Origin of the sequence: Bradyrhizobium sp. Bra64, from assembly GCF_024519875.1 — a bacterium.
In the GTDB taxonomy this organism is placed as follows: Bacteria; Pseudomonadota; Alphaproteobacteria; order Rhizobiales; family Xanthobacteraceae; genus Bradyrhizobium; species Bradyrhizobium japonicum_G.
In genome coordinates this window covers 76170-102259 of record NZ_JALJRD010000019.1, presented here as the reverse complement: position 1 = coordinate 102259, position 26090 = coordinate 76170, and the positions used below count along the sequence as shown (strand labels likewise).

Below are 26090 nucleotides of genomic sequence, written 5' to 3'. Positions count from 1 at the left end.
GCTCCGGACACCAGTCCCACATAGCCCGTTCCGATCATCGCGATTCGCATGAAAAACTCTTTCCGTTGAAGACGGATGTTCCACTGAACACCCTAGACCATTTCTCTACCCGGCCGCTCGCCCAACATTAGGGCAGGATGCTGCGCGAACTGAACAAACCTTAACCGTCGCCACCCGATTTTTTTCGTGTCTTGCCGTTCGCTTCGGCGATCAGACGCCGTGGTACTTTCGATACCATTCGACGAAACGCGCGAGGCCTTCCGCGATTGGCGTCGACGGCGCGAAGCCGACGTCGCGCTGGAGGGCGGAAATGTCGGCGCGCGTCTCCAGGACGTCGCCGGCCTGCATCGGCAAAAGCTCGCGGATCGCAGGCTTGCCGATGATCTTCTCGAGCGTCTCGACGAACTCGATCAGCTTGACCGACCTGTTGTTGCCGATGTTGTAGACGCGGTACGGCGCATAGCTGGTCGAGTTTTCCGGCTGCTCGGCATTCCACGCCGGATTCGGCGTCGCAGGCCGATCGAGCGTGCGGATCACGCCCTCGACGATGTCGTCGACATAGGTGAAATCGCGCCACATATCGCCATTATTGAAAATCTTGATCGGCTGGTTCGCGAAGATCGCGCGCGTGAACAGATAGGCGGCCATGTCGGGCCGGCCCCACGGACCGTAGACGGTGAAGAAGCGAAGGCCGGTCACCGGCAGCTTGTGAACATGTGCGAACGTGTGCGCCATCAGCTCGTTGGCCTTCTTGCTCGCGGCATAGAGGCTGACCGGATGGTTGACCGAATGCTCGGTCGAATACGGCAAGGTGCGATTGGCGCCGTAGACGGAACTCGACGAAGCGTAGACGAGATGCGCCAAACCGTGGCGCCGGCCGGCTTCGAGCACGGTGACAAAGCCGTCACAATTGGCGCGGATGCTGGTGATGGGATCATCGATCGACGCGCGCACGCCGGGCTGCGCCGCCAGATGCACCACGCGGTCGGGCCGCACATCCTCGAAGACCCGCGCCGTGGCGTCGGGATCGGCAAGGTCCGTCTCATAAGACTTGAATCCGGGATACCGTTGCAGGCGGTCAAGTCGAGCGCGTTTCAAAGCTGGATCATAGTAGGCCGTGATCGCATCGATGCCGACCACATCCTCTCCGCGCGCGAGGAGGCGTTCAGATAGATGCATACCGATAAAACCGGCCGCACCGGTGACAATCACAGGAGCCATGATCAACTCGTCGCCTCATCCATCTCGCACTGCAATGCCAGACTGATACGTCCGAAGCAAGGCTCGGCTTTGCGGCCGTTTCATGCATTGAGAGCGGCATTCCGCTCCATCGTCCGGCGACGGACGTGCCGCGATGGCGATGCATGCACGATGTGGAGCAGCAGCTCAGGGGGCCAGTTCGAAAGGCCGGCGCTCCACGCGCGACGGCGAGAAGCGGTCGTCGTCGGCCATTTCTTTGCAAAATACTATCCGCGGGCTGGATGGTCGGGCTCGGCAAAGCACGCATGCGCGATGCGCAGCCCGCGACCTTCGGCGAAGCGACGGAAGATGAGTCTCACCTCGATCGGATCGTCGCACATGCCCTCGAGCAGCACGGCTTGGGTCGCTTGTGATGCGGCCTGGTACATCAGAACGGCCGTTGGAAAGAGACGGGCGCCAACGATGTCGTCGAAATCGGCGCGTGTCTGTCGCTTGAGGTCTTCCGGCAGGAAGCTGTAGGCGCGCAGCGCAAGCGGCGCGCGGAAAAGTTGCACCCAGATTTCATGCGGCCCGAAATGATACGACTGAGTGAGATAGGAAACCGCGGTCGGGCCAAAGCCTGCGGCTCGAATTTCAGCCCAGTACAACGCCAGCCAAGCGATCGATTCCGAGGGCGAGCACGCGATCAGGTGTTTGGCCGAGCGCGTCACGTTCTCCAGGCTCGCATCAAGCGAATCGACGTTGCCGGATTCGAGGTGATTGCTCAGGAGCCGCAGATTGACCAGCAGCAGGTTGCGACGCTGCCGGGGATCGCAAAATGCCCCCGAGGCGTCGTCGTAACGGGCCGCAATACGTTCGAGCACCTCATTGTCGTAGTTCTCGCCGCGGCTCAAACGCTCGGCCAGATCCTGCAACGTGGGCCGAAATGTATAACTCGCAGCCGATAGCAGCCAGACCAGTGCCGTCGCAGCGACTACGACGTTGATGATGGCTGCATATACTGCCGACGGGCGGCGGGACCCGTGCTTGTTCTCAGGCCTGCTCGACGTAATAGTCGGAATAGTGCCGCCCCTTGTACGACTCAATTCGCTTCAGCGTTTTCGGATTGGCTCGATTCAGCACGATACCGACGATCTTGCCTCTGAACACTTCAAGATCGACGATGGCCTCGTTCACCGCCGCACGGCGGGTCTTGCCCCACTCAACCACATAAACGATGGCGTCGACCAAATGTCCGACCGCCTTGGCGTCCGTCACGGGAAGCACAGGAGCGAGGTCGACAAAGATGTAGTCGTATTTTTTTCTCGCCGATTTGAGAAAATCCGACATCGCCTGGGAAGACAGCAAATCAGCCGAATTGACCAGCCGCGCCCGCACGACCGACGGCAGAAAGTGAAGATTGGACTGCCGGTCGACCTGGATGTGCTGCTCGAACTGCCCCGGCTCCGCGAGGGCCTCGACGAGACCAGACTTGGCGCCGGGAGCGATTTTCCGGGTCAATGTCTGAGTGTGCAGATCGCCATCTATCAGCAATGCGCGATGCCCTGCGAGAGCGGCCAGATGCGCCAGATTCGCGGCAACGGTCGTCTTTCCTTCCTTTGGAAGTGACGAGACGACGGCAATGACGTTCGTCTCTCTCGTCAGACGCGACAGGTCGACGGCGGTCTTGATGTTGCGAAGCGTTTCGGCAAACCGCGAGAACGGATGCTCGAGCGCATATCGCGTAAGCGCCGCCCCGCGCGTGTCCGACGACGAACCATCCGACGCCTCCGGACGAAGCTCAGGCAGCGTGCCAAGGCATTGCAGCGCTGTCTCAGTCTCGACCTCAGATGGCGTCCGCAGGACCTCGGTCAGCAACTCCTTGCCGACGGCACCACCGAGACCGAAGCACAGGCCTCCGATCAGCCCGCCCAGGAGCAGCAGCCCCGTTCTCGGCCAGCTCTTCTTGTCCGGTTTCTGAGCCGTGCTGATGATCCTGGCTTCGCTGATCGGGAAGCTCTGGTTTTGCGTCGCTTCCTGCAATTGCTGAAGGAAGTTGTTGTACAGCGTCCGATAGGTGTCGGCGGCGCTCTCCAGATTGCGCAGCTTCACCTGGGCCTGACTGGCGCTGCCGGATTCGCCCACGAGCTTGTTAAGGTCCGTTTCGAGCGAACTTTCCCTGCTTCGCGCAATCTCGTAATCGCTCTTGTAGGCATCGGCGATGCGCCTGACCTCGTCCTTTATCGCCCGCCGCAGTTCCTGCATGCGGGAAGCCAGGTTGACCGACGCCTGGTGCTCCTTGCCGTACTTGTTCGACCAATCCGCATACTGCGCGGCGAGATCGAGATATTGCGCGCGCAGTCGCGTAATCACGGTGTTGCTAAGAGCGTCAGTCACCGTCGGTTGAGCAAGGTCCTGGTCGGTGATCGCGTTGATTCTGTCGAGCCGGGCCTTGGCCTCCGCGGTGCTGGCGCGAGCCTGAATCAATTGCGTATTGACGTCGGAGAGCTGCTGCTCGTTCATCAAGCCCTTGCTCGTCCCAACGATGTGATTTTCAGCCTTGAACGTCTGAACCGCCCGATCGGCTTCCATCGCCTGCTGCTGCAGCTCAGTGCTTCGCCTTTGCAGCCATTCGCTCGCTCGCTTCGTCGACTGGTACTTGGCTTCCAGGACGCTGGTCATGTACGCATCTGCCAGGGCGTTCGCAATTTTCGCCGCCTTCTCAGGCATGGTCGATCGAAACGACATTGTCAGCACATAGGTGACGCCGACCCGCTCCACTTTCAGATTTTTCTTGAGGCTGGCGACCACCATCCGCTTCACAAAATCTTTGGATTCCGGCTCGGCGAGACCGAGCAGATTGGTGATTGAGCCAACCACGTAGGAGATCATGTCCCCCTGGACGTATTCAGGATCGCTGGTGAGGTTCAACGTATCTACGACCGAGCGCACCAGGTCGTCGGACGTGAGAATTTCGACTTGGCTCTCGACGAAGCCGGGATCAATCAGCGTGCTGTTCGCCGCGTCCGTCGATTTGTTCATAACCGCTTGACGGGTATCCACGAGAATACTGACGGAGCTCGTGTAATAAGGGGTGGCCGTCAGGGCGTACGCCACCACCACAGCCAGACAGAAGCCCACGACAGAGGCGATCAACGGCCACTGCCGGCGCACAATGTCGAGCGTCCGCTCGAACGTCAAAACGGCGGTGTTGAGCGGAAACGACGAAGACTGCCCAGGCTCGAAAGAATTTCGCGGCTGATACATGCTGCGCTACCGCGGCAGTTCGAGAGGAAGCGGGACGGGGGCGAACGGATTGCCGACATCCATGTTCCATTCTCCCTCGAATAACGAGTTGGACTGGGCGACCGGCTTGCTCGGCGCCGAAATCGGAACAGGTGCGTCGCTCTCAATCGACGCATATCCGGCGCTCACCGACGAGTCCTGCGATCTTCGTACAAAATCGATGATGCTCTGCACGACCTTGGGCTCGATCGGGCCGCAATGCTGTGCCGCTCGAGCAAGCCCGCGTCCGATTGCCGACCGATTCGACCCTGGAGCCAATGAAATCAATTTTGCAATCTGGGGCAGCAGATCGGGGTCGGTGGCCAAATACTCCGTTACTTTGTCCTCGAGCTTGGTCTTGTCGTTGTTCGCGTACTTCAAAAGATGCGCCGGATCGGCCGCAAAAACGCGAAGCTCGACCGGCGGAGTCCTCAACAGCAACGGCAGGCAATGTGCCGTTGCCGACGGCGCACCAGCCAGTGTGAAGCACACCACGGCCAGGAGCGATCGCACCAAGATCGGAGTACGCGAATAAAGGCACAACAGGCGATTGCGGTCTCTACGAAGCACTTGGTCTCACCGTATGTCATGGATCATCCGCGCTTAACGGATAAATACGGCAAGTCTTTGTGCATTGCAAAAGAAAACCGATCGCCCTGCTTGCGGCGGCCCTTACCTGTTCCCGAGCTCGGCAAAATCGCGGTGATCTTGCTTGGCGATCGAAACCCAAAAGCGAGGATCCTCGCCGGATTCCATCGACACCCATAGATAGCTCGATCTCCGCCAATCGCGCACGTCCGGCACGAGATTGTCCAGGACATAGTCACCGTCCTGCAACCGTACGATCAACACAAGGTGCCCTCCAGCGGGGGCATAGACGACCGCCAGACGCAAGGCACTCGCAGGCCACCCCTTGGCGAGAAGCAGATGGCGCTTGGTGATTGCATAGTCGTTGCAATCTCCCGACGAAGGCGAGATCGTCCAACGCGCCAGCAGCGGATCGGTTGATTTCTGCACAGGCGAAATGGCTTGGTTCACGCTCGCGTTGACCTCGGCGAGGGTCGAAAGAGCGACATCCTGAGCCGGCAATCGCGCTTCAGGCGAGCTCTGCGCGCACTCGCTCGAGTAGTTCATGCAGAATTTCACAAACTGCAACGGAGCCAGAACGTTCTGAGCCTCCTTCAGGAACACTCCCTTGCTCGCTCCCTGCTCAACCGCAAGGCACGGCAACGAAGAGCTTAGAACAAACAGAGCTGCAACCAGATGCTTCATCACCGCCTCCCGCGATACATTCGATCGCTCGACGGTAGACTCGAAAGTTCTCGACCCGATTGCGCAATTTCGTAAAATTGCGTCTAAATGGCTCGCTTCGTTCAGTTTGTCGGGCTGGTCTGCGCGAGCGGATTGATCGAGGTGGCCGAGGCCGCCGAGAAGAACGTCGTCGAAGCCGGAGCCGAGGCCGCAGTAAAAGTGCTGCTCACGGAAGTACTTACCGCGCCAGGGGACTGGACCGGAGAGGTACTGCGCCCGCCGCCAAAGATCGAATCCCCGTTTGGATCGGAGCCGGGAACGACGTTCGTCGGGACATCGCCGGTGATGCTTACGAAAGATTGAATGAGATCGCTATTCTCGGTCTTCAGGACAGCGGCCTGGATTGCCATGGCGGTCGTCGGCCGACTGAGCACGCATGTCGATGCGGCCGTTCCAAGTCCAGCGCCAATCGCTCGGTTCTGCGCCGGAGAACTGGCGCTCGATAGCGATCCAATGCCCTCCACCGTCTCGGGGCGCATCGAGGCGAAGTCTCGAATTGCTGCGGACAGCCTGCCTTCTTCCCCCTCGGGGATTCCACTCAACAGCCCAGGCGGATTATCGAGAAACTGAGTTGCCTTTTCAGCGGTCACGCCTCCGGAAAGAGGTACGCAGGCCACGTCAACGGCGGTCGCCGCATTCGATGTCGATGGCGCCAGCAGCAATGCAATCACCAAACCGGGTATCATGCGCATCTGGAAACCCCAATTCCTTCCAAGAAAAAACATCGATTAGACATACAGGATTTCCCGGGGAGCGGTTGAGTAAATTTAACGAGTGGTAAATTGCCTAAATTTTTTGCGGACGTCGGGTCGTGGATATCGACTGAGCCAGGCCGCAGCCCGAAATTGCCGCGAATATCACCGCAAATCCAGCAATTTGTAGTGAAAAATCAATACACGAATGCAACACCCCGAGCAGAAACACCGAGGCAGCGGTGGCGGGAATGTCTCGGTCGCGCAGCCTCGAGAAAGTCCCCCAGAGCATCCGCCCCCAGAAGAAAGCGGCGATGGCGCAAATTGTCGCTCCCAACGGAAGCCCGACCGAAATCATCATTTCCAACGGCGTGCTGTGCGCCTTGTCCCAGATGCCCTGACTGCCAAGACTTGCCGGGCGGTGAGGCGGAAATGCAGTCTCGAAATTTCCAATGCCTATGCCGAGCAATTCATGCCCGCGCAACATCTCCAGTGCCGTCCGATAGACTTCGGCACGTTGACCGTCAGTTAGGCCGAACAGACTAACCCGGCCGACAACACTTCCGCCGATCAGAAGGAACCCCACGAGGGTTGCAGCCGCGACGGCTCCCGCTCCCAGCCAGTAATGCCTGGATTGGAACCGAAGTTGCATGAGATGGAGATTGGCGAGGCAGGCAAGGCTGAACAGGGTCAATAGAACCCCGGCACGAGAGCCGGTCATGCCGGTGGCGACGAGACATGTCAGAAAGCCCCCAGCAAGGGTGGCAGGATGGTCTGTAAATGAACGCGAACCGTGCCGACGCGGCTGCTTGGCAACCAGAGCGTCCGATGCAATCCGAGCAAGACGGCCCAAGAACAAGATCGAGCAGCTGCCCCAAAAAACGGCAGCAGTGTTGCGGTTCACGAACGTTCCCGTCGCATAAGGAAGATAGTATTCCTTGCTCCTCCAGAGCAGCGCGCTCGGCGCCGCGAGATGCGCCAGGATGCCATATAGCGCGTAGGCGAATCCCGCATACGCGATCGTTTTCAACGTCTGCCGTGCCGCCTCCTCGTCGGTGGCAAGCAGATAGGCACGCAAGAACGCGAGTACAAAGAGCAAGCAAGAACCGAACCCGATCCATGGCACCGATGCCGTGGCTGAAATACGGTTCGGCTCCGTCACTCCCGCAATGTCCCTGGCAACCCGCCAGGAAGGATCAGCGAGCGCATCACTGACCCCGGGGAAGATCTGAAAAACCGCGAGCGCACACAATAGCAGCAGAACAGCGCCCGTCGGCCCGATAACCCAGAAATCCGAGTTGCAAACCCGGGAGAGATTGGCGGTTAGCAGACTCGCAAGCAGAAGCGACGTCCATATCCAGGTCCAGATCAGATCGACCGACCCAAACGGCAAAGGGACTATTACAAAGACTGCGACTGCGATGAACCGGGATATACGATGCACTGAAAATTCTATAGGCAAGCTGCGGAATCGACGATCATTTGAGCCAGATGTGTAGAATGACCAAAATCGAGACAATTTGCTACGCTACCGATGGGTCATATTGGTCCCTTACAAGACGCGCGATCTAACCGAAGGCCCTACGATGGATCAACCAACGACGCTGGCAGCGGAAAAACGCGAGGTCACACCTGCGGCCTGGGCCCTGCCTACCCTGGAAGGCTTCGCGGTGCTGCTCTATTTCAGCCGCGACGCTTTTGCCGGCGTCTTCCGCTATTATGCGAGTCTGACTCACCTGGACGCTCTGTGGTTCGTTCCCGACGTGTTTGCATTCGCCTGCGTCGGAGCATTCACGTACAGATATGCGTTCAAGCAAGGCAGCATCGTCGCCATTCTGCTCGTCCTGTATACGGCCTTCGCGCTCTTCCTCGGATACGTGTTCCTTGGAGAGGTGAAGGGGTTGGCCTCTTCCATGAAGATGATCGCGCCCGCCTTTGTCGGATTTTGCTTTTGCGGCCGCGAGTTCAAGGACCAAAAAGTTCTGCTGAACATCATATATTTTCTCTTCTTCGCGTCGATGATCGGGATTTTTTGGTCCGCGCATTCGCGGCTGCCATGGGTCGCCTTCTCCTACGAATCTTTCGGCGCGACGCGAACTGCGGCACGACTTTGGTGGACGGGCGGCGAAAGTCGCATTTCAGGGTTCGCCGCTGACAGCACCATGGCTGCATATTTCGTCCTGATAACCTATGTCTTCACCTCCATTCGCAAGAGCGTGCTATGGTGCCTGCTTTGGGCGGGTCCCGCGCTCTATGCGATTCAGGTCTCGACCAACAAGACCGCGCTGGGCGTCCTGGTGATCTATCTGGGCGCCCTTCTGCTGGTTCGCGCATTCGGCGAACGACATCGTTTCGCTGCGCTTCGTTCGCTCGCGCTCTGGTCCTTCCTTTGCCTTCTCGTCCCAGCTGCTTTGATGCTGGCGTTCAGCGGGACCAATCTGGGGAGGATCGCAAAGGGCCTGTACAGCCTGCAGGATCGCATCAACAACAGCTGGCAGCTGCCGTTCGTCTATATGAACGATCTGATGCCTCTGGGATACTTCACCGGCTGCGGGCTGGGCTGCTTCAACTATCCTCAGCAACTGTTCTCGAATAAGGCCAGCTATTACGTACCCGTGGATAATTTCTACATCGGAACCTACCTGATGTTCGGTCCGATCTTCGTGATCTTCGTGATCTTCGTGATCATGGCCGTGGCAAGGACCCGCGACATCTACAAGCTCACTGCCATCTTTGTGATGAATTTCTACACCATAACCGTTCTCGGCTACGGCCCTGCGAGCGGTCTACTGGTGATCACGATGGCGTTCAGCGAAGTTTTTGGAAAGCCGTCCCCGCTCCCGCATGTGAACCGCAATGCGAACAGACAGCCGCCGCAGCTCCTAAAGGTTGCAAGCGGGTGATGGCTCTTCTTGATCGTCCTTTGGGCGCAGGGAGGGCGAAGTATCTCGCCAAGAGGATATCCGACAGCAGGCGCAATATCTTCGGGCCGCACGGCTCTACGGCCCAAGCTCAGCTTTTTGAACCGTCGATCCAAGGGCTGCGTGGCCTTGCCGCGCTAAGCGTCTTGCTCGTCCATCTCTATGACATGCCCCTCATCGCCGGCTTTCTGCCGCCGGTGCCGTCGTGGTTCGATGCGACCATTGCAACCTTCGGCCGCGGGGTCGAAGTGTTCTTTATGATAAGCGGATACCTGATCCCAGCCAGCCTGGTCCGGCATCAGGTGGTCTCGAAATTCTTCGTCGACCGCTGTCTGCGCATCCTTCCTGTATTTGTCATCCTTCATCTCGCGCTCTTCGCCATCGGGCCGCTGGTCGGATACAAATTCTTCAAGGGCATCGATGCGCTGGACTACGCGAAGATCTTCCTCGCGAACCTGCTCTTCCTTCCCGACGTTCTGCATCTACCGCTTGGGCAGCAGAACGCATGGACGCTGACATATGAGTGGGTCTTCTACTTGTGGTTCGCGGCGGGTTTTTATTTCGCCACGCGCTCCCGGCCGGTTACCGCCCTGCTCGTGCTTGGTGGCGCCATCACCGTTCTCTACTTTCCGATCTCGGCCTATTTTCTGGTCGGGTTCGCGCTAAGGGCGATCGACCTGCGCATCGGAGCGCGAGGCGCATCGGGACTGCTGCTCAGCTTCACGTGCCTGGCATTGACGTACATGCTGCTGGAGTATGTTCATCCGTTCCTGGGGCTGCTTCCAGGCCTCATCTTGTTTTCGACAGTCCTGAACCCGGCCTCGACCATTGCGCAGTTGCTGTCGAAAGCTGCACCACAATTCGTCGGCAAGATCAGCTACAGCCTGTATCTCGTTCACCCGTTCGCGCTCTACCCGCTGCAGGTTGTCGGGGCACGGCTGGTTTCCCATGGCTACTCATCATGGGTGGTTTGGCCCATGTTCGTCGCCCTCGGACTGCTGTCCTCGTTCGTTGCCTCGACTATCACCTATGAGCTGATCGAGGTCCGGCTACGGAACGCCATCGCAGCCCGCCTTCGCACGGGCGGCCGGAAGACTTCGGTCGAAGTCCAGAGCGCGGTCGCCAGTCCCCTCTTGCAAGAAAATACGAGCGACCACGTCCCGCTCGATCGTCAGGGACGCCGGCGTGAGTGACGGTCGTGCTTCACCCGACCTGCCTCGACCGGGAGCTTTTTGGCCGGCGCGCTACGCCGTTTTTTCGGGACGATGCTGGGCGAGATCGTCTCTGGCGGACCGTCCTCACCGAACATCTCTATATAATGCGACAAAGGCATGTAACCGGCGTCGACAAGCGCCCTCGCGCTGTCGCGCGTGAGTTTTGCCTTCATTCCAACCTCCCCTTGGTTAACTCATACTTACTCTTCTTTGCCTTTCGATCAGCCTAGGCCGGGAACAGTAAAAGGGGCGTTGAGCAATTCGCCCTGATTCCGCCGATACGTCCACGAGGGCTAAGATCGAATGAACACCGCGATCGGCCATCGCCAGCCGTCGGACGGGAACCGCACGGATTGAAGCCTTGAACCGCCCGCCTTGCGTTTCGATGCGACGCCACGCGGTCTCGAACCGTGCGAGGCTTGCCCGCTCAGGCGGCGCAGAGGCGGGGGCAGTCGCGATGGAAGCACGCCGGCCGATCGGGCTGTCGTATTGGGCAATGACGAGCGGGAGCGCAGTTCGACCCGAGATGCCTCCCTGCATTGCACCGGTTCTCGATATCAACCTCCCGACCGCCTTTGATCCGCGCGCCTCTCTGGCAACCGCACGAGCGGCCTTGCGACATTCGACTTGAGAGCGAATCTTGCGCAATCGGATTCCTGCCTGCAATGAGGCACAAGCGGTCAAAAATTCGGCGGATTGGCGTGCCGCAGAATGATCGCGTGCATACTGGCGAGCAGTAACCCGCGCGATGACGCTTCGCCTTTGACACCGGTCGGATGATATGCTTGCCCTGCACAATCACGGATCATCGGTGCCCTGACAATGCAAGTCCCCCAGAAGCTGGTTGCCTTCGCGAATGTACTCATTCGATCGGCGACGCTAGGGCTACGATTCCTGCTTTCGTTCTACGTCATCAAATATCTGGGCTACGACGCGGCAGGTGTTTATGGGCTGACGGTCGGTGTCACAGGCCTCGCTCCGGCGGTGATCGGCTGGGGCCTGAATTATTTCGTGGCGCGCGAGGTCGTGGGATTGTCCCCGGCCGAAGCGGCAATTCGAGTCCGGAATCGCTTGTTCGTCACATTCGCTTCGCTGAGTCTGGCTACGATCCTGGCGCTATTACTGTCGCTCTACCTGCACCGCACGATCAGCCTCCTTTACGCGCTGATCGCCGTCCTGGTGTGGCTCGAAACGATCGGGCTCGATTTGCACCTGCCGTTGATCGGCCTCGACAAGGCGCTCGAAGCCAATGTGCTCGTTCTGCTTCGTTCCGCCGTCTGGATTCCCTTTGTCATCGGCCTCGGCCTGTTGTTTCCGCAACTGCGCTCGATAGAAACGGTGCTGTGCGCATGGATCGTCTCGAACGTTTTTGCCCTCGTTGCGCTTTGCATCATGGCAAGAAAGTGGAAACTCAGTGGCGTGCTGTCGCGGGAAGTCGACTTCGATTGGATCACCAACCGCCTCAGGAAATCCTGGCACATCTATGTGAGCGATGTCAGCCTCGTCGGGCTCATGTATCTCGACCGCTACATCGTAAGCTTCTTTCTCGGACTCTCGGCGACAGGAATCTATACGTTCTTCTGGTCGCTCAGCAATTCGCTGCAGACGCTGGTATCGACTGCCGTCGTTCAAACTGCCCTGCCGGTTCTCGTGACGACCTATTCGAGCGGGAATCGCGAGGCATGGCGCGAAGCCCTTCGCGGTGAATTCTACAAGGTCATCTCGATTTCCACGGGAATGGCCGTGGCCATTTTCGCGGCGAGCGAAGTGGCGCTGCGCTACATGGCCATGGAGGGACTGAGCGAACATCGCGGCTTGTTCCTGCTGCTGCTTGCGGCAGCCGTGCTGCGCTCATGCTCAGATCTGGGTAATGTCGGGCTCTTGAGCACGAGAAAGGATGCGTCCTACGCTGCCATCAACACGATCGGGGTCTGTCTTTCGACCGCAATGACCTGCGTCGGCATTGTAACTCTCGGCCTCCTCGGCGCAGGAATTGCAATTTTCCTGACCGCGGTTATCCTGTTGCTCATGCGCGCGTGGTTCTTGGCAGGGGCGCTTCGCTCGACCGGCGCATCGTCCTCTCCCGACAACAGCGGATGAGTGGAAATGAAGGTCGCCCTGCCGACCCATCGAGGCCGTTTGGATCTAGCCAGCGCCCAGCCGACGTTGCGGAGCTCACGTTCATGACAGAGAAGATGAAGATCATCGACAAGATCAAAGAGGATCTTGCTCATTACGCCTCGCGCGAACACACCTCGGTAGGCTTTGCATTCGTTGCACGCATGCTGTTGCTGACGCCAGGCTTCCAGTTCGTCTTTGCCTGGCGCATACAGGAGGTACTCTTCCGGGTACCGCTCGTCGGCCGGATTCTTCGCCGCATCGTCTGGTGGTTCACATGCCTGCTGTTCGGCTCGGAAATTGCCCTGGCGGCGAGCGTCGACGGCGGCCTTTATGTTCCGCATCCGTACGGAATCGTCGTGGGTGCCAGTGATATCGGAAAGCGCGTGACGTTATTGCAGCACATCACAATTGGTCGAAAAGACCACACCGATCGGGGCCGGCCGCGGATCGAGGACGGAGCTTCCCTGATGGCAGGCTGTGTCGTCCTCGGGAGCATCACCGTAGGCAGCAATTCAATGATCGGCGCAAACGCCGTCGTGCTCAAGGACGTGCCGCCGAATTCCGTGGCGGTAGGTGCCCCTGCGAAGATTTTGCCGCGCTCCGACGCTTCGCCGAAGTCCCTGGACGGGCTGCAAGGTCTGGCATCCGAAGTGGCTTAGCGCGACGAAGTCGCCCGATTCATATCCGCCGTCAACAACGGGCTTTCCGGCCTGACAGTGCCGACGATCCTCGCGGGCGCCCCCACGACCGTGGCAAAGTCCGGCACGTCAGACAGAACCACCGAATGCGCCGCGACGACCGCGTTGCGTCCGATTCTGATCCGGCCCAGCAATGTTGCGCCAGCGTAGATCACCGCACCATCGTCTATCGAAGGATAGGCGTCGACGTCGTGCGAAGCCCTGCCTAGCGTGACGCCTTGGTAGATCGTCACGTCGTTTCCGATCACGCTACCTTCGCCGATCACGATTCCGACCGGATGCGGCAGGCAGAGGCCGGCGCCGAGGCGCGCGGCAGGGGCAACATAGCATCCGTAATTCCTGACGGTAGACCGCCAGACGAGCCGCGAAAGAGCCCTGCCCCCTTTGCCCCGGTCGTCCAGCCAGGACGCAAGCCTTGCACGCGACACAAGAGCGAAGCCGGGTGACGTGACGAAAGCGATCAGGGCGCCAGTCAGACCATTACGTGCTGCGTTTCGCTGAAGATCCTGTCTCCACATGCTCATCATCACCCTGCTGGACGCCTCTTAACCGATGCTTGCGACCGGCTCCGCCGACCATGATGTAGCAAGTTCCACGGCCTTTCCAAGCGGCCAATATCGGGGCTGGGCTCGCGCAGCCTCTCGGCAGCTGCGCTTGGCAGTCGATATCCGATACCGCAAGGATCGTATGGCACCGTGAACCGTCCAACGAACTGCAACAAAGACTCAAAGTCAGACCGCCCCGGAACTTCATGCGCCCAGGCGAGCCCGCCCGTAAGCAGATCGATAACGCGAAAGTCGCGCGCTGCTTCGCCGTCGTGCAAGCGAGAAGCCGCAACCATCCGGACCGATCTGCACTCTTTCACGCCAACGGCAACTCGAGCACACGATAAACATCTGGCTAACAACGCTTGAACACCTGACGGCCGGAATCGGATTTACGATTCACGCAAATCCGTGCGACGCCGGACGTCGGCTGATTACGAACGAAGCATCTGCCAACTTTCTCATCGGAGATCGCATCTTCGTTGCCCGTGAGAACACGGGGACGGACTCGTTTTCGTGCCCGATGGCATCGAAAATGAGCAGACCCATTTTGCGGAACCTCGCGCACGCGTACGCGATCCGCGGCGCTTGCGCGATCATCGACCTCATTGGGAACACTGTGACGAAACTCTTTTTACCATCTTCAAACACGAAAACTTCCAAGTTGCATGACAGAGATGAGTGAAACTCTCCAACTCGGAATCTCTTCATGACGACGACAAGCACATCATCCGCCGTCCCTTCCGCGCATGCATTCGTCGATTCGATCGCAGTCAACGCCCATGCCGCCTACTCGGCCGCATCTTCCTGGGGAAGCTACGCCAACTCGAGTCTCATGATCGACGACCTGCGCTATCTCGGCGTCACGACGATCCGCGATTCCCTGCCAACCGATCCGTCGGCAATCCCGGTGATCGATGCGCTTGCGGCTGCCGGCGTGAAGTTCGACTTTGTCGTGACGTCCGACCTGCCGGCATCCGGTGCGGCTGGCATTGCCCAGTTCCTCGCTTCCCTCGACGGTTTCGTCGCAGCGTATCCGAACAGAGTCATCGCGATCGAGGGTCTCAACGAGGCCAATATCCAAGCCTTCACCTACCACGGCAGCTCCTCCCTGCAAGCTGCCGCGCAATTTCAGAAGGATCTGTACACGGCCATCAAGGCCGACGCACATCTCAGCGACGTCGCGGTCTACAACATGACGCTGGGACTGAACGACGTGAGCGGCTACGCTCGGCTTGGCGATCTCTCGAAATATTCGGACTATTCGTCGTCCCACGCCTACGTCGCGACGACTACGCCCGAAAACTACGGCATCAAGTACGCCGTCGACCTCGCTTCAACCAGCTCTCCCAACAACCCTTCGGTCATTACCGAGACGGGCTACACCACCCTGGCAAGCTATTCGGGCCTCGGCGTCGACCAACTGGTGCAGGCAAAGTCCATTCTCAATTCACTCGTCGATGCCTTCAAGGATGGGGTCACCACAACGTATCTCTACGAGTTGCTCGACCACGGCAGCAGCTCCGACCCCGAAGGCAAGTTCGGCCTCTTCAATGCGGACGGCACCCCGAAGCTGGCCGCGACCGCAATCCACAATCTGACGACACTCCTTGCTGACGATGGTGCAGGCGGCCACACGCCGACAAAGTCGCTCGGCTACACGATCGAGAACCTGCCCTCAACGGGCAGCAGCATGGTTCTCGGCAAGAGCAATGGGGCCTACGATCTGGTGGTTTGGGCCGAACCGCAGCTCTGGAACGACGCGAAGGACGTCGAAATCGCAAACCCGACAAAGCGGGCTCATGTTCATCTGAACAGCGTGCACAAAACCGTCACGATCTACGATCCGCTGAACACCACGAAGCCGATCGCGAGCTATACGAACGTCCAGGATTTCACCGTGCCCGTGAGCGACCATCCGCTCATCATCGAGATCGACGCCCCCGCCACCTCGGTGACGCAGCCGGCCGTGACCAATGTCACCGGCACCGCAGCCGAAATCGTGGCCGATTTGTCCGACCTCAATGCCGCCGGAACCGTCAAGTCCATCACGCTGACCGACACTCATGTTCTTGCCGTGTCGACGAAAGCGACGATGGACTACATGATCTCGCACTATGGCAACGTGCTTTCGACGATCAAGGGCGGCTATTCGTTCGCGGTGACCACCTCGACGTCAACCTGGAGCCTCACCAAGAACTACGATTCGACCGGTGCGCTCACGTCGACCGAGCAAACGGCCTATCAGGCCGGCCTCACGGTCTACGACCTCGTGACCTACGCCGACGGATCAACCGCCTCCTCGTCCTACGCGAACGGGGTCAAGACGTCGATGACGGTCACCCATAGCGACAAGTCGAAGGACGTGTTCGTCTATGGAATCACAGGCAAATCATATGTCACCGAGGTGACTCACAAATCCGCCTCGGGCGCCCTCACCGGAAAGACCTATATCAGCGCGGACGGAAGCGCGATCGACGATCATTACAACCCGGCCGGCGCGCTCGTGTCGGAAACCAAGACCAACGCTGACGGCTCGACGAGCACCACGCTCTTCACTTCGGGCGTCAAGACGGCAATGTTCGTCACCCATACCGACCGCTCGAACGACAATTTCCTCTACAACATCGTCGGGAAGAGCCACGTCGCCGAGGTTCTGCACGTGAACGCCAGCGGCGTCGTCACGTCCGTCGTCAGAACCCACGCCGACGGAACCCTGGACTACACCGAGACGCGCAGCGCCGACGGCACGGCGACGTCGACCAGCTTCGATGCCAAGGGCGTGAAAATCGCCCAGTCGATCTCGCGTCCCGACGGGACGAAGGACATCTACGCGCTGAACATCAAGCAAAAGGCTTATGTGACGGAACACAGCGGCTTCGACGCGGCGGGTCACCTTGTGCTGTTCGAGCGGCTGCATGCCGATGGCAGCTACGCACAGAAAGTCGCAATGGCAGGCGGCGTCACGACCACCGACAATTTCGACTCGGTCGGAGCTCTCTTGAATGAAACTGTGGTCGTCGCGGGCGGCGCGAGCACGACTTCGCTGTTCAGGGGCGGCATCAAGACGAAAATGTACGTCACGAACGCCGATCACAGTCAGGACAATTACGCGTTCAATGTCGTAGGTCAATCCTACGAAAACATCGTCCAGCACGTCAGCGCATCGGGCCAATTGACGTCCATCGTCCGCACGCATGCGGATGGAACCCTGGAGTACACCCAGGTCGTCGACGCCCATGGGACGAAGACCAGCACGCAGTACGACGCTCACGGCACGAAGCTGGCGCAGACGGTGCATCACACGGATGGATCGTCGGTCAACGATCTGTTCGACGCCGCGGGGTCGATCACTCGGGAGAGCGTCAAGAACGCGGACGGATCCACCTCAACGTCTCTCTTCACGGACGGCGTGAAGACCAAGATGTATGTATTGCACGCGGATCACAGCCAGGACAACTATGCCTACGGCATCGTCGGCCAGTCATACGTCAACATCGTTCAGCACGTCGATCCTGCCGGCAAGCTGAACTCGGCGACCCGCACCCACGCTGACGGTACGCTCGACTACACGCTTGCGACCGGCTCGGACGGCAGCTCGACCGCGACTTACTACGACGCAAAGGGACTGATGGCATCCAAAGTCGTAACCCAGAGCAGCGGCGTGAAGGACATCTATACCTTCCTCTCGTCCGGCGCGCAGGACAAGACCTACAGCCCCGCAGGAGTCTTGCAGAAGACGGATCTGCTCAAAACCGACGGCACACACGTCGAGACGGCGAACGCGGCGGGCGTAACGCTGAGGGGCGGCAACGGCAACGACCTGTTCACGGCGGCCGGTTCGACGACTTTTGTCTTCAGCCACGGCAACGATCAAATCTCCGGTTTTCACGCGGGCGCCTCCGCGAACCACGACGTCATCCAGATATCCAAATCGCTCGCGGCCGACTTCGCTCACCTGAACGTCACCCAGACGGGAGCGGACGCGATTGTTCACCTGGGAGATGGTGCTTCGATTCTGCTCGCGCATGTCAATTCGACCACCCTAACGCACGACAATTTCCTGCTCGTGTAGGGTGCAACGCCCGCGCAGGCTGCCTCGCGATCAGCACTCGCCGTTCTTCTTGCACTCCGCGCGCCAAGCAAGCGCGCGGAGCGACGTTAGATATTCGCGTTGCAATCGCTTGGGCGGAAATATAGACATTGGCGGCTGAGCGGCAGATCGGATGGCGCTACCATTCGAGGCTGAGCTGGTGTTTGTGTGTGCAGTCCAGAGACCAGCAAAGGGCGGACCAGGAAATCGCACCCGCAAAATTTAGTGGGGGCGCTGAATTGCCACAAAGCTCGTTTTGGTTAAGTCTGTCAGCGAATGTATCTCAGCCTGTACCGGGCTTGCTCAAAACCGAAGCAGGAATATCGTTGAAGACCGGGTGTTTGTTGTGTGGGTCGCATATGTCTCCATCAAGCCAATTTTCGAATGACGCCTGATTCCCCTCGGCTTAAGATCATCCACGTTGCCGAGACTATTCGCGGTGGGATCGCGACCTATTTCACCGAATTGCACGCGCTTCAGTGCCAGACTTTCGGCAAGGAAAACGTGTGCTATATCGTTCCGTCGGATCACCGGGCCGACCTGATCGGAATTGCGAATTCCAATATCGTCGCCTTTGACCGCTCAGGGCGGAACTTGCCCAGCCTGATGAGGCTGGCTCTTGAGACGATGCGGCAAGTGCAGGTTGCCAAACCGGACATCGTGCACGTTCACTCGACACTCGCCGGCCTGATCGTGCGAACGGCGTTCGTTTTCATGCGCAATCGTCCTGCCATCGTTTACTGCTCGCATGGCTGGGCCTTCTCGCGCGAGACGTCGCGCTTCAGCAACGCCGTCGCCAAAGTGGCGGAGCGGTTGCTCGCCAAGGTCACCGACAAAATCATCTGTATCTCGCAAAACGAGTACTCGGCAGCTCGCGACGCCGGTATCCCGGAGAAGAAGCTCAGCCTCGTCCTGAGCGGAATGCGAAACGAGCGCCCAAATTTCAGTCGCGATGATGCCAGCTGGAACACATCAAAGCTGAAGGTATTGTTCATTGGACGCCTTGATCGCCAGAAGGGATATGACTTCCTGATCGAGGCGGCGAGGCAGCTCGAGACGTCTATTGACGTCCGAATGATCGGATCCGCGGTCGTCAACGAGGAAGGCGACCACACCATGCCTTCGAATGTCACCCTTCTGGGCTGGCTCGCGCGGACGGACATTGAGGCCCAGCTCGACCTGACAGACATCGCCGTGATCCCGTCGCGGTGGGAAGCCTTCGGATTCGTCGCGCTGGAGGCAATGCGCGCGCACAAGCCGATCCTGGCATTTCGCGCAGGCGCGCTGCCGGAAATCATCGAGGACGGGCTCACCGGGTTGATCTGCGATCCTGCCGGAACACAGGCACTTGTGGCGGGACTGAGGCGAGCCTCACAGGTGAATTTGCGAGCGCTGGGAGAGGCTGGTTACGATCGGTTCGTGTCGATGTTCCGCATCGAGAGGACGCATCAGGAACTGCTCAAAGTTTACGCACTGGTGGTCACAACGTCGCCAAGGCACCTGTCGAAATTTGTCTTCTAGCGAAACGCGACGTGACCGGATTGCAACACTGATTTTCATTGTCCGTTGCAACCTGATCCAGACTTGGTCTCAAATGGTGCGACTGCTAAGAATTCAGCAGGCTAAGTGTGAGATAGGATGCGCGTTTGTTAGTATCGATGTTCAAAGTTTCTCCCGCGCTTGCCATCTCCGCCATTTGCTTGGCGGCGTGCGGCGGGCTTACGCCGCAGGACGCGCCGAACGGGGCTTCGGTCGTCTCAAATGCGGCGCTGACGGTCGCGCCCAGCCCGCCGGTGCCTTACGCGCTTCTGGCGGTGGACCCGCAGATCATGAAGGCGGCAAACTCGATCAGCGATCACGTCAGCGGCAATTTTCGCAATTTGCCTGGCGGAAATTACAAAGACATCACCATCGGCGTCGGCGATATCGTTACTGTAACCGTGTTCGAGGCCCAGTCCGGCGGACTCTTCATTCCGCGAGAGGCCAGCGTCCGGCCTGGTAACTTCGTGGACATACCTCGCCAGCAGGTCGACCAATCCGGCAACATCACGGTTCCTTACGCGGGCACGATCAAGGCCGCCGGGCTGACCGCTCGTGCGGTTGCCGACATCGTTCGCGAGCGGATCAAGAACCGCGCGATCGATCCGCAGGCCGTCGTCTCCGTCGTCGAGCAACGCGGGAACCAGATCAGCGTGCTCGGCGAGGTCAATGCGCCGCTCAGATTTCCGGTCGACCCGGGCGGGATTCGCGTGATGGGCGCAATCGCGCGCGCGGGCGGCCCGAAATACCCGTCGTGGGAAACTAAGGTCAGGGTCAAGCGAGGCGGCCGGACGTACACCGAAACGATGAGTTCGATCGTGCGTCATCCGGAAGAGGACGCATTCCTTGCGCCAGGCGACGTCGTTTATCTGTCCCGTGAACCGCGCGTGTTCATGGTCTTCGGATCGACGCCCTCGCCCGGCTCCATCGGCGGCACCAACAATCGCAGATTCACCTTCGAAAACGACAGGATGTCGTTGGCTGAGGCGATCGCGAAGGCTGGCGGCTTGGACGGCGCTCGCGCCAATTCACCTTCGGTCTATGTTCTTCGTCTTGAGCCGCGCAATCTGCTCAAGTCGGCCGGAATCGACGTCGAACGCTTCCCCGGCGATTTGGTTCCGACCGTCTACAACTTTGACTGGAGCAAGCCCGACGGGTTGTTCTTCGCCGACTCCTTCCAAGTTCGAGATCACGACGCGATCGTGGTGTCGGAATCGCCCAGCACAGAGTTCATCAAGTTCTTCTCGCTTATGATCGCCGGAACGGACTCGGCTGTTAACATTCAGACTCTGACGAGATAACGCACGTCAGACTGGATGGCACCGGCACTCGGCGCTGCAATCCTGCAGCGCCGCATTCGCATCCAATATCTCTTGGGTTGTGCGCGGCTAGGCTGCCTCAGTTCATTGTGACTGGAGCGGGTGAGCCGGGCATTTGGCCCGGATACTGCAAGATGCTGGATGACCTGGGCACGTCATAAAAAGGCGCTGTGTCTGCGCTTAAAGGAGCCAGATCCGCTAGTCATTTGGAGCTTGAAAGTATGCGCATTCTGGTTGTCTCGGCAATGTTCCCTCCGAATGTGCTCGGTGGTGCTGAGATTTCTGCTTTCAACCTCTCCTCCTGGCTCCAGAAGCAGGGACATGAAATCGGCGTACTCACGGCTGCAAAGTCTCGCGCAGAGGAGAAGCACGGCGAGCTCGTCGATGGCATGAGAATCTGGAGTATCTACATGCCGCGGCCATACCCGATCTATAAGCAGGGACGCGTCGATGAAACTTACCTGAAGCCGTTGTGGCATCTGCAAGATCATCTGGACCCGAGAAATCAGCGTATCGTCGGCCGCGTGCTCGACGAGTTCAAGCCCGACTTCTGCAATGTGCATTATCTGACGGGCATCGGACACAACGTTCTGCAGGAGTTTGCCAAGCGCGATCTCCCGATGATGTACGTCATGCCGGACCTGGCGCTGTCCTGCCTGCGGCTGACGATGTTCGTCAACGGAAAGACCTGCGAAACGCAATGCGGCGTGTGCAAGCTTTCGGCGAGCGTAAAGCGGCGCGGGATTCTCTCGATGCGGCGAATCGGTTTCTGTTCTCCATCCCGCGCCAATCTGGAACGGAATGCCGAGTTTCAGCCGCTGAAGCGATTCCCAACCGCGCACATTCTCAACGCGAACAAGTACCCGTCGCCAACAGTCCAGCGCGCCGATTCAGCGTCGGTCCGATTCGTCTACGCGGGCCGGCTGCACGAAGCGAAGGGAATAGATGTCCTGCTTGAAGCCGCCGAGGGGCTCGTGGATCGCTGGCCGTTCACGTTCACGATCGTTGGCGGCGGCGGACATGAACCCGCGTTGCGAAAGAGGTTCGGTCATCATTCGTGGATCAACTTCACGGGCCACGTTCCGCTGCAGGAAGCCATAAATCATATCGCGACGAGCGACGTGCTTTGCATTCCGTCGATCTGGCTGGAGAATTCGCCAGGTGTCGTCATTCAGGCCCTCGGCCTGGGAGTTCCCGTGCTCGGCAGCAACTTCGGCGGAATTCCCGAACTCGTCGAGCACGATGAAACGGGGCTGCTGTTGCCGCCGGGAGACGTGGATGCGTGGCGCGCCGGCCTCGAAAAGGTCCTGTCGGACCGCGAGACGCTTGGCCGATACCAGGCTAATGCGATGGGCCGCGCGCGTGAGTTCGATCAGGACTTTCTCGGCGCGAAGTACCTCAAATTCATCGACGAGATTCGCAATTTCCGCGGGCCTGCGAGCCAATGAAGGCCCCAGGATCTTTGACCGGCAGGCCTGGCCATCATCGTACTACGTCGCGTCCGGCACGTCCCGGCGCGCCGTTCAATTCGGTGCTGCGTCGAGCCATTCCATGGTGCCTGATGTGCGGCGTCGCGTTTTTCGGTGCCGAGCGCTCCGCGGCCGCGGAGCGAACCGTAACTCTGCCGCCCGTCACCAGCGCCAATCCGGCAGCTCGGCTGCTGATCGGATCAAACATACATTTCGGCCTCGTGCGCACGCTCGGATACGACTCGGCAACCACGGCCCTGCACGGGCTGGCGCAGATCGGCGCGGCATCTTTTCGCGACTACCTGCCGTGGCAATCCTTCAGCTTTCCGCCTCAAGGTCCGACCCTCGTCAAGTCGCAGCGGCTGATGAATTTTCTGCCTCAAACGAAGTTGAAGCCCGTCCTCAATGTCGGGTCTACAAACTCATTCGTGCCGGGAGGTATCCCGCCCCTGTCCGATGACGCGCTCGGAGTATTCGATGCCTACCTCAAAAAAGTCGTCGAGCTGACACGGCCATATGATCCGATCTATGAGATCTGGAACGAATGGAACATGGACATCGGCACGGGAACACGCCTGCCGAGACTTGTTGGCGAAGGACCGGCCAGCGATCCCCGATCGGCGGTCAACTATGTCCGCGTTGCAAATTCCGCGGTTCGAGCCATCAAGAGTGCGAATGCGCAAGCTGCAGTTATCGTCGGAGCTGTAGGGGACGATATCGACTGGAAATGGGCGAGGGCAATCGTCCGCGATGGTGCTATGAACGGCGCTGATGGCTTATCCGTTCACCTCTACAACCATTGCCTGAAGCCGCAAAACAGAACGGCCACTGAACTGATCGGCCGGGTCAAGCGTTTGCAGCAGGAACTGATGCAGGACCGTGGCGGGGTCGTGACGCCGATCTACGTGACCGAATTCAGCTGGCCCACGTCCACCGAGCCGTGCGGCCTATTGCCACTCGCTGCCGGTTATAACTTCGCTCAATTCATCATGCAGAGCGCGACGATCCCCTGGATCAAGGGAATATGGGTGCATGAATTGAAGGATATCGGTCCGAGTCCGACGGACAGGGAGCAGAACTTCGGTCTATTCACCTTTCACGATGAGCCAAAGCCGGCCGCCTGCTTTGTGCGTGAAGCAACGGATCTCGTTCGCTCGGCTGATCACGTTGACGTTCAAGAGCCGCTCCTGGACGTCTTCATTTTCAGGGCCCGACGCGGCGCACGACAAAACATCGTTCTTTGGACCTCAAACTCGGCCGTCAAGGCGCGATACGAACTATTGAACCCGCCCGGCGCATTGGGACGGCCGATGTGCGACGAGGCCGCGCCGGCCTCGGGTCCGCAAGGCAATGTTGGGCCGAATCCGGTCGTCTACGACATCGATGCGTCCGCTCCGGTCACCGTACGGGTTCTCAACTGATGCTGCCACAAGACCGAACCCCAGAGAGACTCTCGTCCGTTCTTGGCGCGATCAGAGGTCGAGCGACGTGATGCCCAGTGAACTCACCATTCCGCTGTTCGCAATACATCACCACAAGATCGGCGGCACGGAATCCGCGATCTACAATCTCATTCACGGTCTCGACAAGGCGAAGACCGCATTGACGCTCGCCTTTTCCGATCCGAAGCGCCTCTCCCCGGAATTTCTGCAGTGGATGGCGAAAACCCCGACGATCGCGCAGCAGCGACAATCCCCGCTTCCTGGCAAGAACAGCCGCTTCCTCGAGGAGCTTATGTTCGAATGGCAAAGGCCTGGGAACGGCTGGGCAGTCTATCCGAACTATTTCCTTCCGCCGCGGCGTCCCGGCAGCCGCGCCAAGTCAGCCGTAATACTCCACGACATTCAGTACAAGGTGCTGCCGCAGTACCATTCCCGCAAGAGAATCGCCTGGCTCGACTTCTATCTTCCCCGCATGTTCAAGACAGCCGACCTCGTATTCCTGATATCAAATTCCGAGAAGGAGTACGTTCGACGCCATTTCGGGGACGCGGCGGCTAACAAATGCAAGGTCATCTACAACGCCATCGAGTGGTCCAGGCTTGAACAGGGCGAAGTTAGCGAAGAGGCTCGCAGGCTTGCGAGCCGGCCTTACGTTCTCACCGTCAGCCACCCCTTCCCGCACAAGAATTTGGGAGTACTCATCAAGGCTTTCGACCGAGTCGCCCAATCGATGCCCGAAGTCGAATTGTATCTCGCCGGCAAAGCCTCCGACGAGAAAAGGCGTCTGATCTTCGAAAATGCGAGTGAGAGGACCGCCGCTCGCATCGTGATGACGGGCATATTGTCGGACGCAGATCTCGGCGAACTCTATCGAAACGCAAGGCTCTTCGTCTTGCCCTCGCTCTACGAAGGCTTCGGCATGCCGGCAGCGGAGGCTATGGGCTTCGGCGTCCAGACGCTCGTCAGCGGCGTGACATCGCTTCCCGAAGCAACCTTGGGTAAAGCGGAATACGTTGGCGATCCGACCAATGTGGATGCATGGACGGATCAGATGATCGCAACTCTGAATTCCGGAAAACGTCTCTCCACCGAGACCGTCGCAGAAATACGAGAGGCGTTCGCACCCCATAAAGTTGCGCAGTCTCTCCTGCAAAATCTGGGTTAGCGCACTCATGCAGTTTCTCGATGATGACAAAAATAGAGGCTCTCCCGGCTGGGTTTGTGACGGGGTCATCCGGAAAGTTATGGTATGACCTCATCAGGACCGACGAAGGCCGAGCACATCCAGGAAGATCGGAATTCATGCAAAAGATCAGCAGCAGTTGTGACGTCACACGGACGCGGGAATCCTGCCACGGGCGCGGTTTGTCATAGCGAGCACGTTTTGCATGACTAGGCCTTCAACTCTGCAGGAATCTCGCTCGATGAGCAGTTCGGGTAAGCTCCAGGCGATCATCGTCAATTTCAGAACCGCTCAACTGACCATTCGCTGCGTGAAATCGATGCTGGAGCATCGCGTGGTGGATTCGGACGGCGTGCTGATCGTGGACAACTGTTCCGGAGATAACTCGATCGAAGATGTTCGCAAGGCCCTGCCCGGAATTCGAACAATCGTTGCCGACCACAACGGCGGATTTGGAGCCGGTGTGAATCTGGGCGTGGCGGCAACCACCGCCGATTATCTTCTCGTCTTGAATCCCGACACCTATTTCGAGTTCAACAGCGTCGCTTCCGTCGTAGACTTCATGGAGCGCAGTCCCGAAACCGCAATGGTCGGGCTGGACCTCGTCAATCCCGACGGAAGTCGGCAATACTCGGCTCGCCGCTTCTACTCGGTGTTCGACGTCCTTGCCCGGCGCGTGGACTGGATCGGGGCCCTGGTGCCCGGGCGTACCGAAAAGCACCTGATGAAGGACGCTTGGGAGACCGGAAGGCCGTTTGATGCGGAATGGGTGATGGGGACGGGCTTCGTCGTCCGGCGCAGCGCATACGAGCAGATCCGGGGAATGGACGAGAGCTATTTCCTGTACATGGAGGATGTCGATCTCTGCGCACGTCTCTGGCGGGCGGGACACAGGATCAAAGGCATGCCCGGGGCCCAATTGGTTCATGACCATCAGCGGTCCAGCGCCGCCGGTCCTCTCACATTTGCAGGGAGGACGCATATTCGCAGCCTTCTTCTGTTCAGGTCGCGGTTTACCGTTCCGCTATTCCGGCCGCCGGGCGTGGACAAGATCAGCGGACGCGCAGGCTGAGCTTTGG

19 protein-coding genes are annotated in these 26090 nt (G+C 59.1%); 11 read left to right on the top strand and 8 right to left on the bottom strand.

Features of this window, described 5'->3' with window-relative positions:
* Positions 1-210: 210 nt before the first annotated feature.
* From NR187_RS32210 to NR187_RS32180, 7 genes are all read right to left on the bottom strand, one after another.
* Positions 211-1221 carry an NAD-dependent epimerase/dehydratase family protein gene (locus NR187_RS32210; protein ID WP_256809087.1) on the bottom strand — a complete coding sequence of 337 codons (1011 nt, stop codon included), beginning with the start codon at positions 1219-1221 and terminating at the stop codon, positions 211-213.
* Between the two features lie 245 nt (positions 1222-1466).
* The gene (locus NR187_RS32205) at positions 1467-2114 is read right to left on the bottom strand and encodes a hypothetical protein (protein ID WP_211381878.1); all 648 of its coding nucleotides are present in this window, start codon (positions 2112-2114) and stop codon (positions 1467-1469) included.
* Positions 2115-2232: 118 nt separating this feature from the next.
* Positions 2233-4446: a polysaccharide biosynthesis tyrosine autokinase gene (locus NR187_RS32200; RefSeq protein ID WP_211381877.1), complete on the bottom strand. Its 2214-nt coding sequence runs from the start codon at positions 4444-4446 to the stop codon at positions 2233-2235.
* A gap of 6 nt (positions 4447-4452) precedes the next feature.
* On the bottom strand, positions 4453-4980 hold the full coding sequence (locus NR187_RS32195; RefSeq protein ID WP_211381876.1) for a hypothetical protein: 528 nt from the start codon (positions 4978-4980) through the stop codon (positions 4453-4455).
* A 156-nt stretch (positions 4981-5136) separates the two neighbouring features.
* The gene (locus tag NR187_RS32190) at positions 5137-5736 is read right to left on the bottom strand and encodes a transglutaminase-like cysteine peptidase (protein ID WP_211381875.1); all 600 of its coding nucleotides are present in this window, start codon (positions 5734-5736) and stop codon (positions 5137-5139) included.
* A 101-nt stretch (positions 5737-5837) separates the two neighbouring features.
* Positions 5838-6500 (bottom strand): hypothetical protein, encoded by a 663-nt coding sequence (locus tag NR187_RS32185; protein WP_211381874.1) that lies wholly within the window; start codon positions 6498-6500, stop codon positions 5838-5840.
* A 61-nt stretch (positions 6501-6561) separates the two neighbouring features.
* A complete protein-coding gene (locus NR187_RS32180; protein WP_211381873.1) occupies positions 6562-7911 on the bottom strand; it encodes an O-antigen ligase family protein in 1350 nt (449 codons plus the stop codon).
* A 142-nt stretch (positions 7912-8053) separates the two neighbouring features.
* Between NR187_RS32180 and NR187_RS32175 the strand changes: the two genes are divergently transcribed.
* The 4 genes from NR187_RS32175 (at position 8054) to epsC (ending at position 13382) form a co-directional block, all read left to right on the top strand.
* Positions 8054-9370, top strand: coding sequence for a hypothetical protein (locus tag NR187_RS32175; RefSeq protein WP_211381872.1), 1317 nt, complete (start codon positions 8054-8056; stop codon positions 9368-9370).
* On the top strand, positions 9370-10581 hold the full coding sequence (locus NR187_RS32170; RefSeq protein ID WP_211381871.1) for an acyltransferase: 1212 nt from the start codon (positions 9370-9372) through the stop codon (positions 10579-10581). Before NR187_RS32175 ends, NR187_RS32170 begins: the two co-directional genes overlap by 1 nt.
* Before the next feature lie 843 nt (positions 10582-11424).
* Positions 11425-12702 (top strand): lipopolysaccharide biosynthesis protein, encoded by a 1278-nt coding sequence (locus NR187_RS32165; RefSeq protein WP_211381870.1) that lies wholly within the window; start codon positions 11425-11427, stop codon positions 12700-12702.
* Positions 12703-12785: 83 nt separating this feature from the next.
* Positions 12786-13382 (top strand): serine O-acetyltransferase EpsC, encoded by a 597-nt coding sequence (epsC, locus tag NR187_RS32160; protein WP_283814049.1) that lies wholly within the window; start codon positions 12786-12788, stop codon positions 13380-13382.
* On the opposite strand, the gene NR187_RS32155 is transcribed toward epsC, so the two are convergent.
* Positions 13379-13945, bottom strand: a complete 567-nt coding sequence (locus NR187_RS32155; RefSeq protein WP_256809071.1) for a serine O-acetyltransferase — start codon at positions 13943-13945, stop codon at positions 13379-13381. The genes epsC and NR187_RS32155 overlap by 4 nt on opposite strands.
* 730 nt (positions 13946-14675) lie before the next feature.
* Between NR187_RS32155 and NR187_RS32150 the strand changes: the two genes are divergently transcribed.
* The 7 genes from NR187_RS32150 to NR187_RS32120 all read left to right on the top strand — a co-directional run bounded on the left by NR187_RS32150 (position 14676) and on the right by NR187_RS32120 (position 26083).
* On the top strand, positions 14676-18041 hold the full coding sequence (locus tag NR187_RS32150; RefSeq protein ID WP_256809069.1) for a hypothetical protein: 3366 nt from the start codon (positions 14676-14678) through the stop codon (positions 18039-18041).
* Between the two features lie 402 nt (positions 18042-18443).
* Entirely contained in the window at positions 18444-19580 is a 1137-nt protein-coding gene (locus NR187_RS32145; protein ID WP_211381867.1) for a glycosyltransferase, read from the top strand.
* A gap of 137 nt (positions 19581-19717) precedes the next feature.
* Positions 19718-20899, top strand: coding sequence for a polysaccharide biosynthesis/export family protein (locus NR187_RS32140; RefSeq protein WP_211381866.1), 1182 nt, complete (start codon positions 19718-19720; stop codon positions 20897-20899).
* A gap of 239 nt (positions 20900-21138) precedes the next feature.
* Positions 21139-22365, top strand: a complete 1227-nt coding sequence (locus tag NR187_RS32135; protein ID WP_211381865.1) for a glycosyltransferase — start codon at positions 21139-21141, stop codon at positions 22363-22365.
* 113 nt (positions 22366-22478) lie between these two features.
* The gene (locus NR187_RS32130; protein ID WP_211381864.1) at positions 22479-23807 is read left to right on the top strand and encodes a hypothetical protein; all 1329 of its coding nucleotides are present in this window, start codon (positions 22479-22481) and stop codon (positions 23805-23807) included.
* Positions 23808-23877: 70 nt separating this feature from the next.
* A complete protein-coding gene (locus tag NR187_RS32125; protein ID WP_211381863.1) occupies positions 23878-24993 on the top strand; it encodes a glycosyltransferase family 1 protein in 1116 nt (371 codons plus the stop codon).
* A gap of 259 nt (positions 24994-25252) precedes the next feature.
* Positions 25253-26083 (top strand): glycosyltransferase family 2 protein, encoded by an 831-nt coding sequence (locus NR187_RS32120; protein WP_211381862.1) that lies wholly within the window; start codon positions 25253-25255, stop codon positions 26081-26083.
* Positions 26084-26090: the final 7 nt, after the last annotated feature.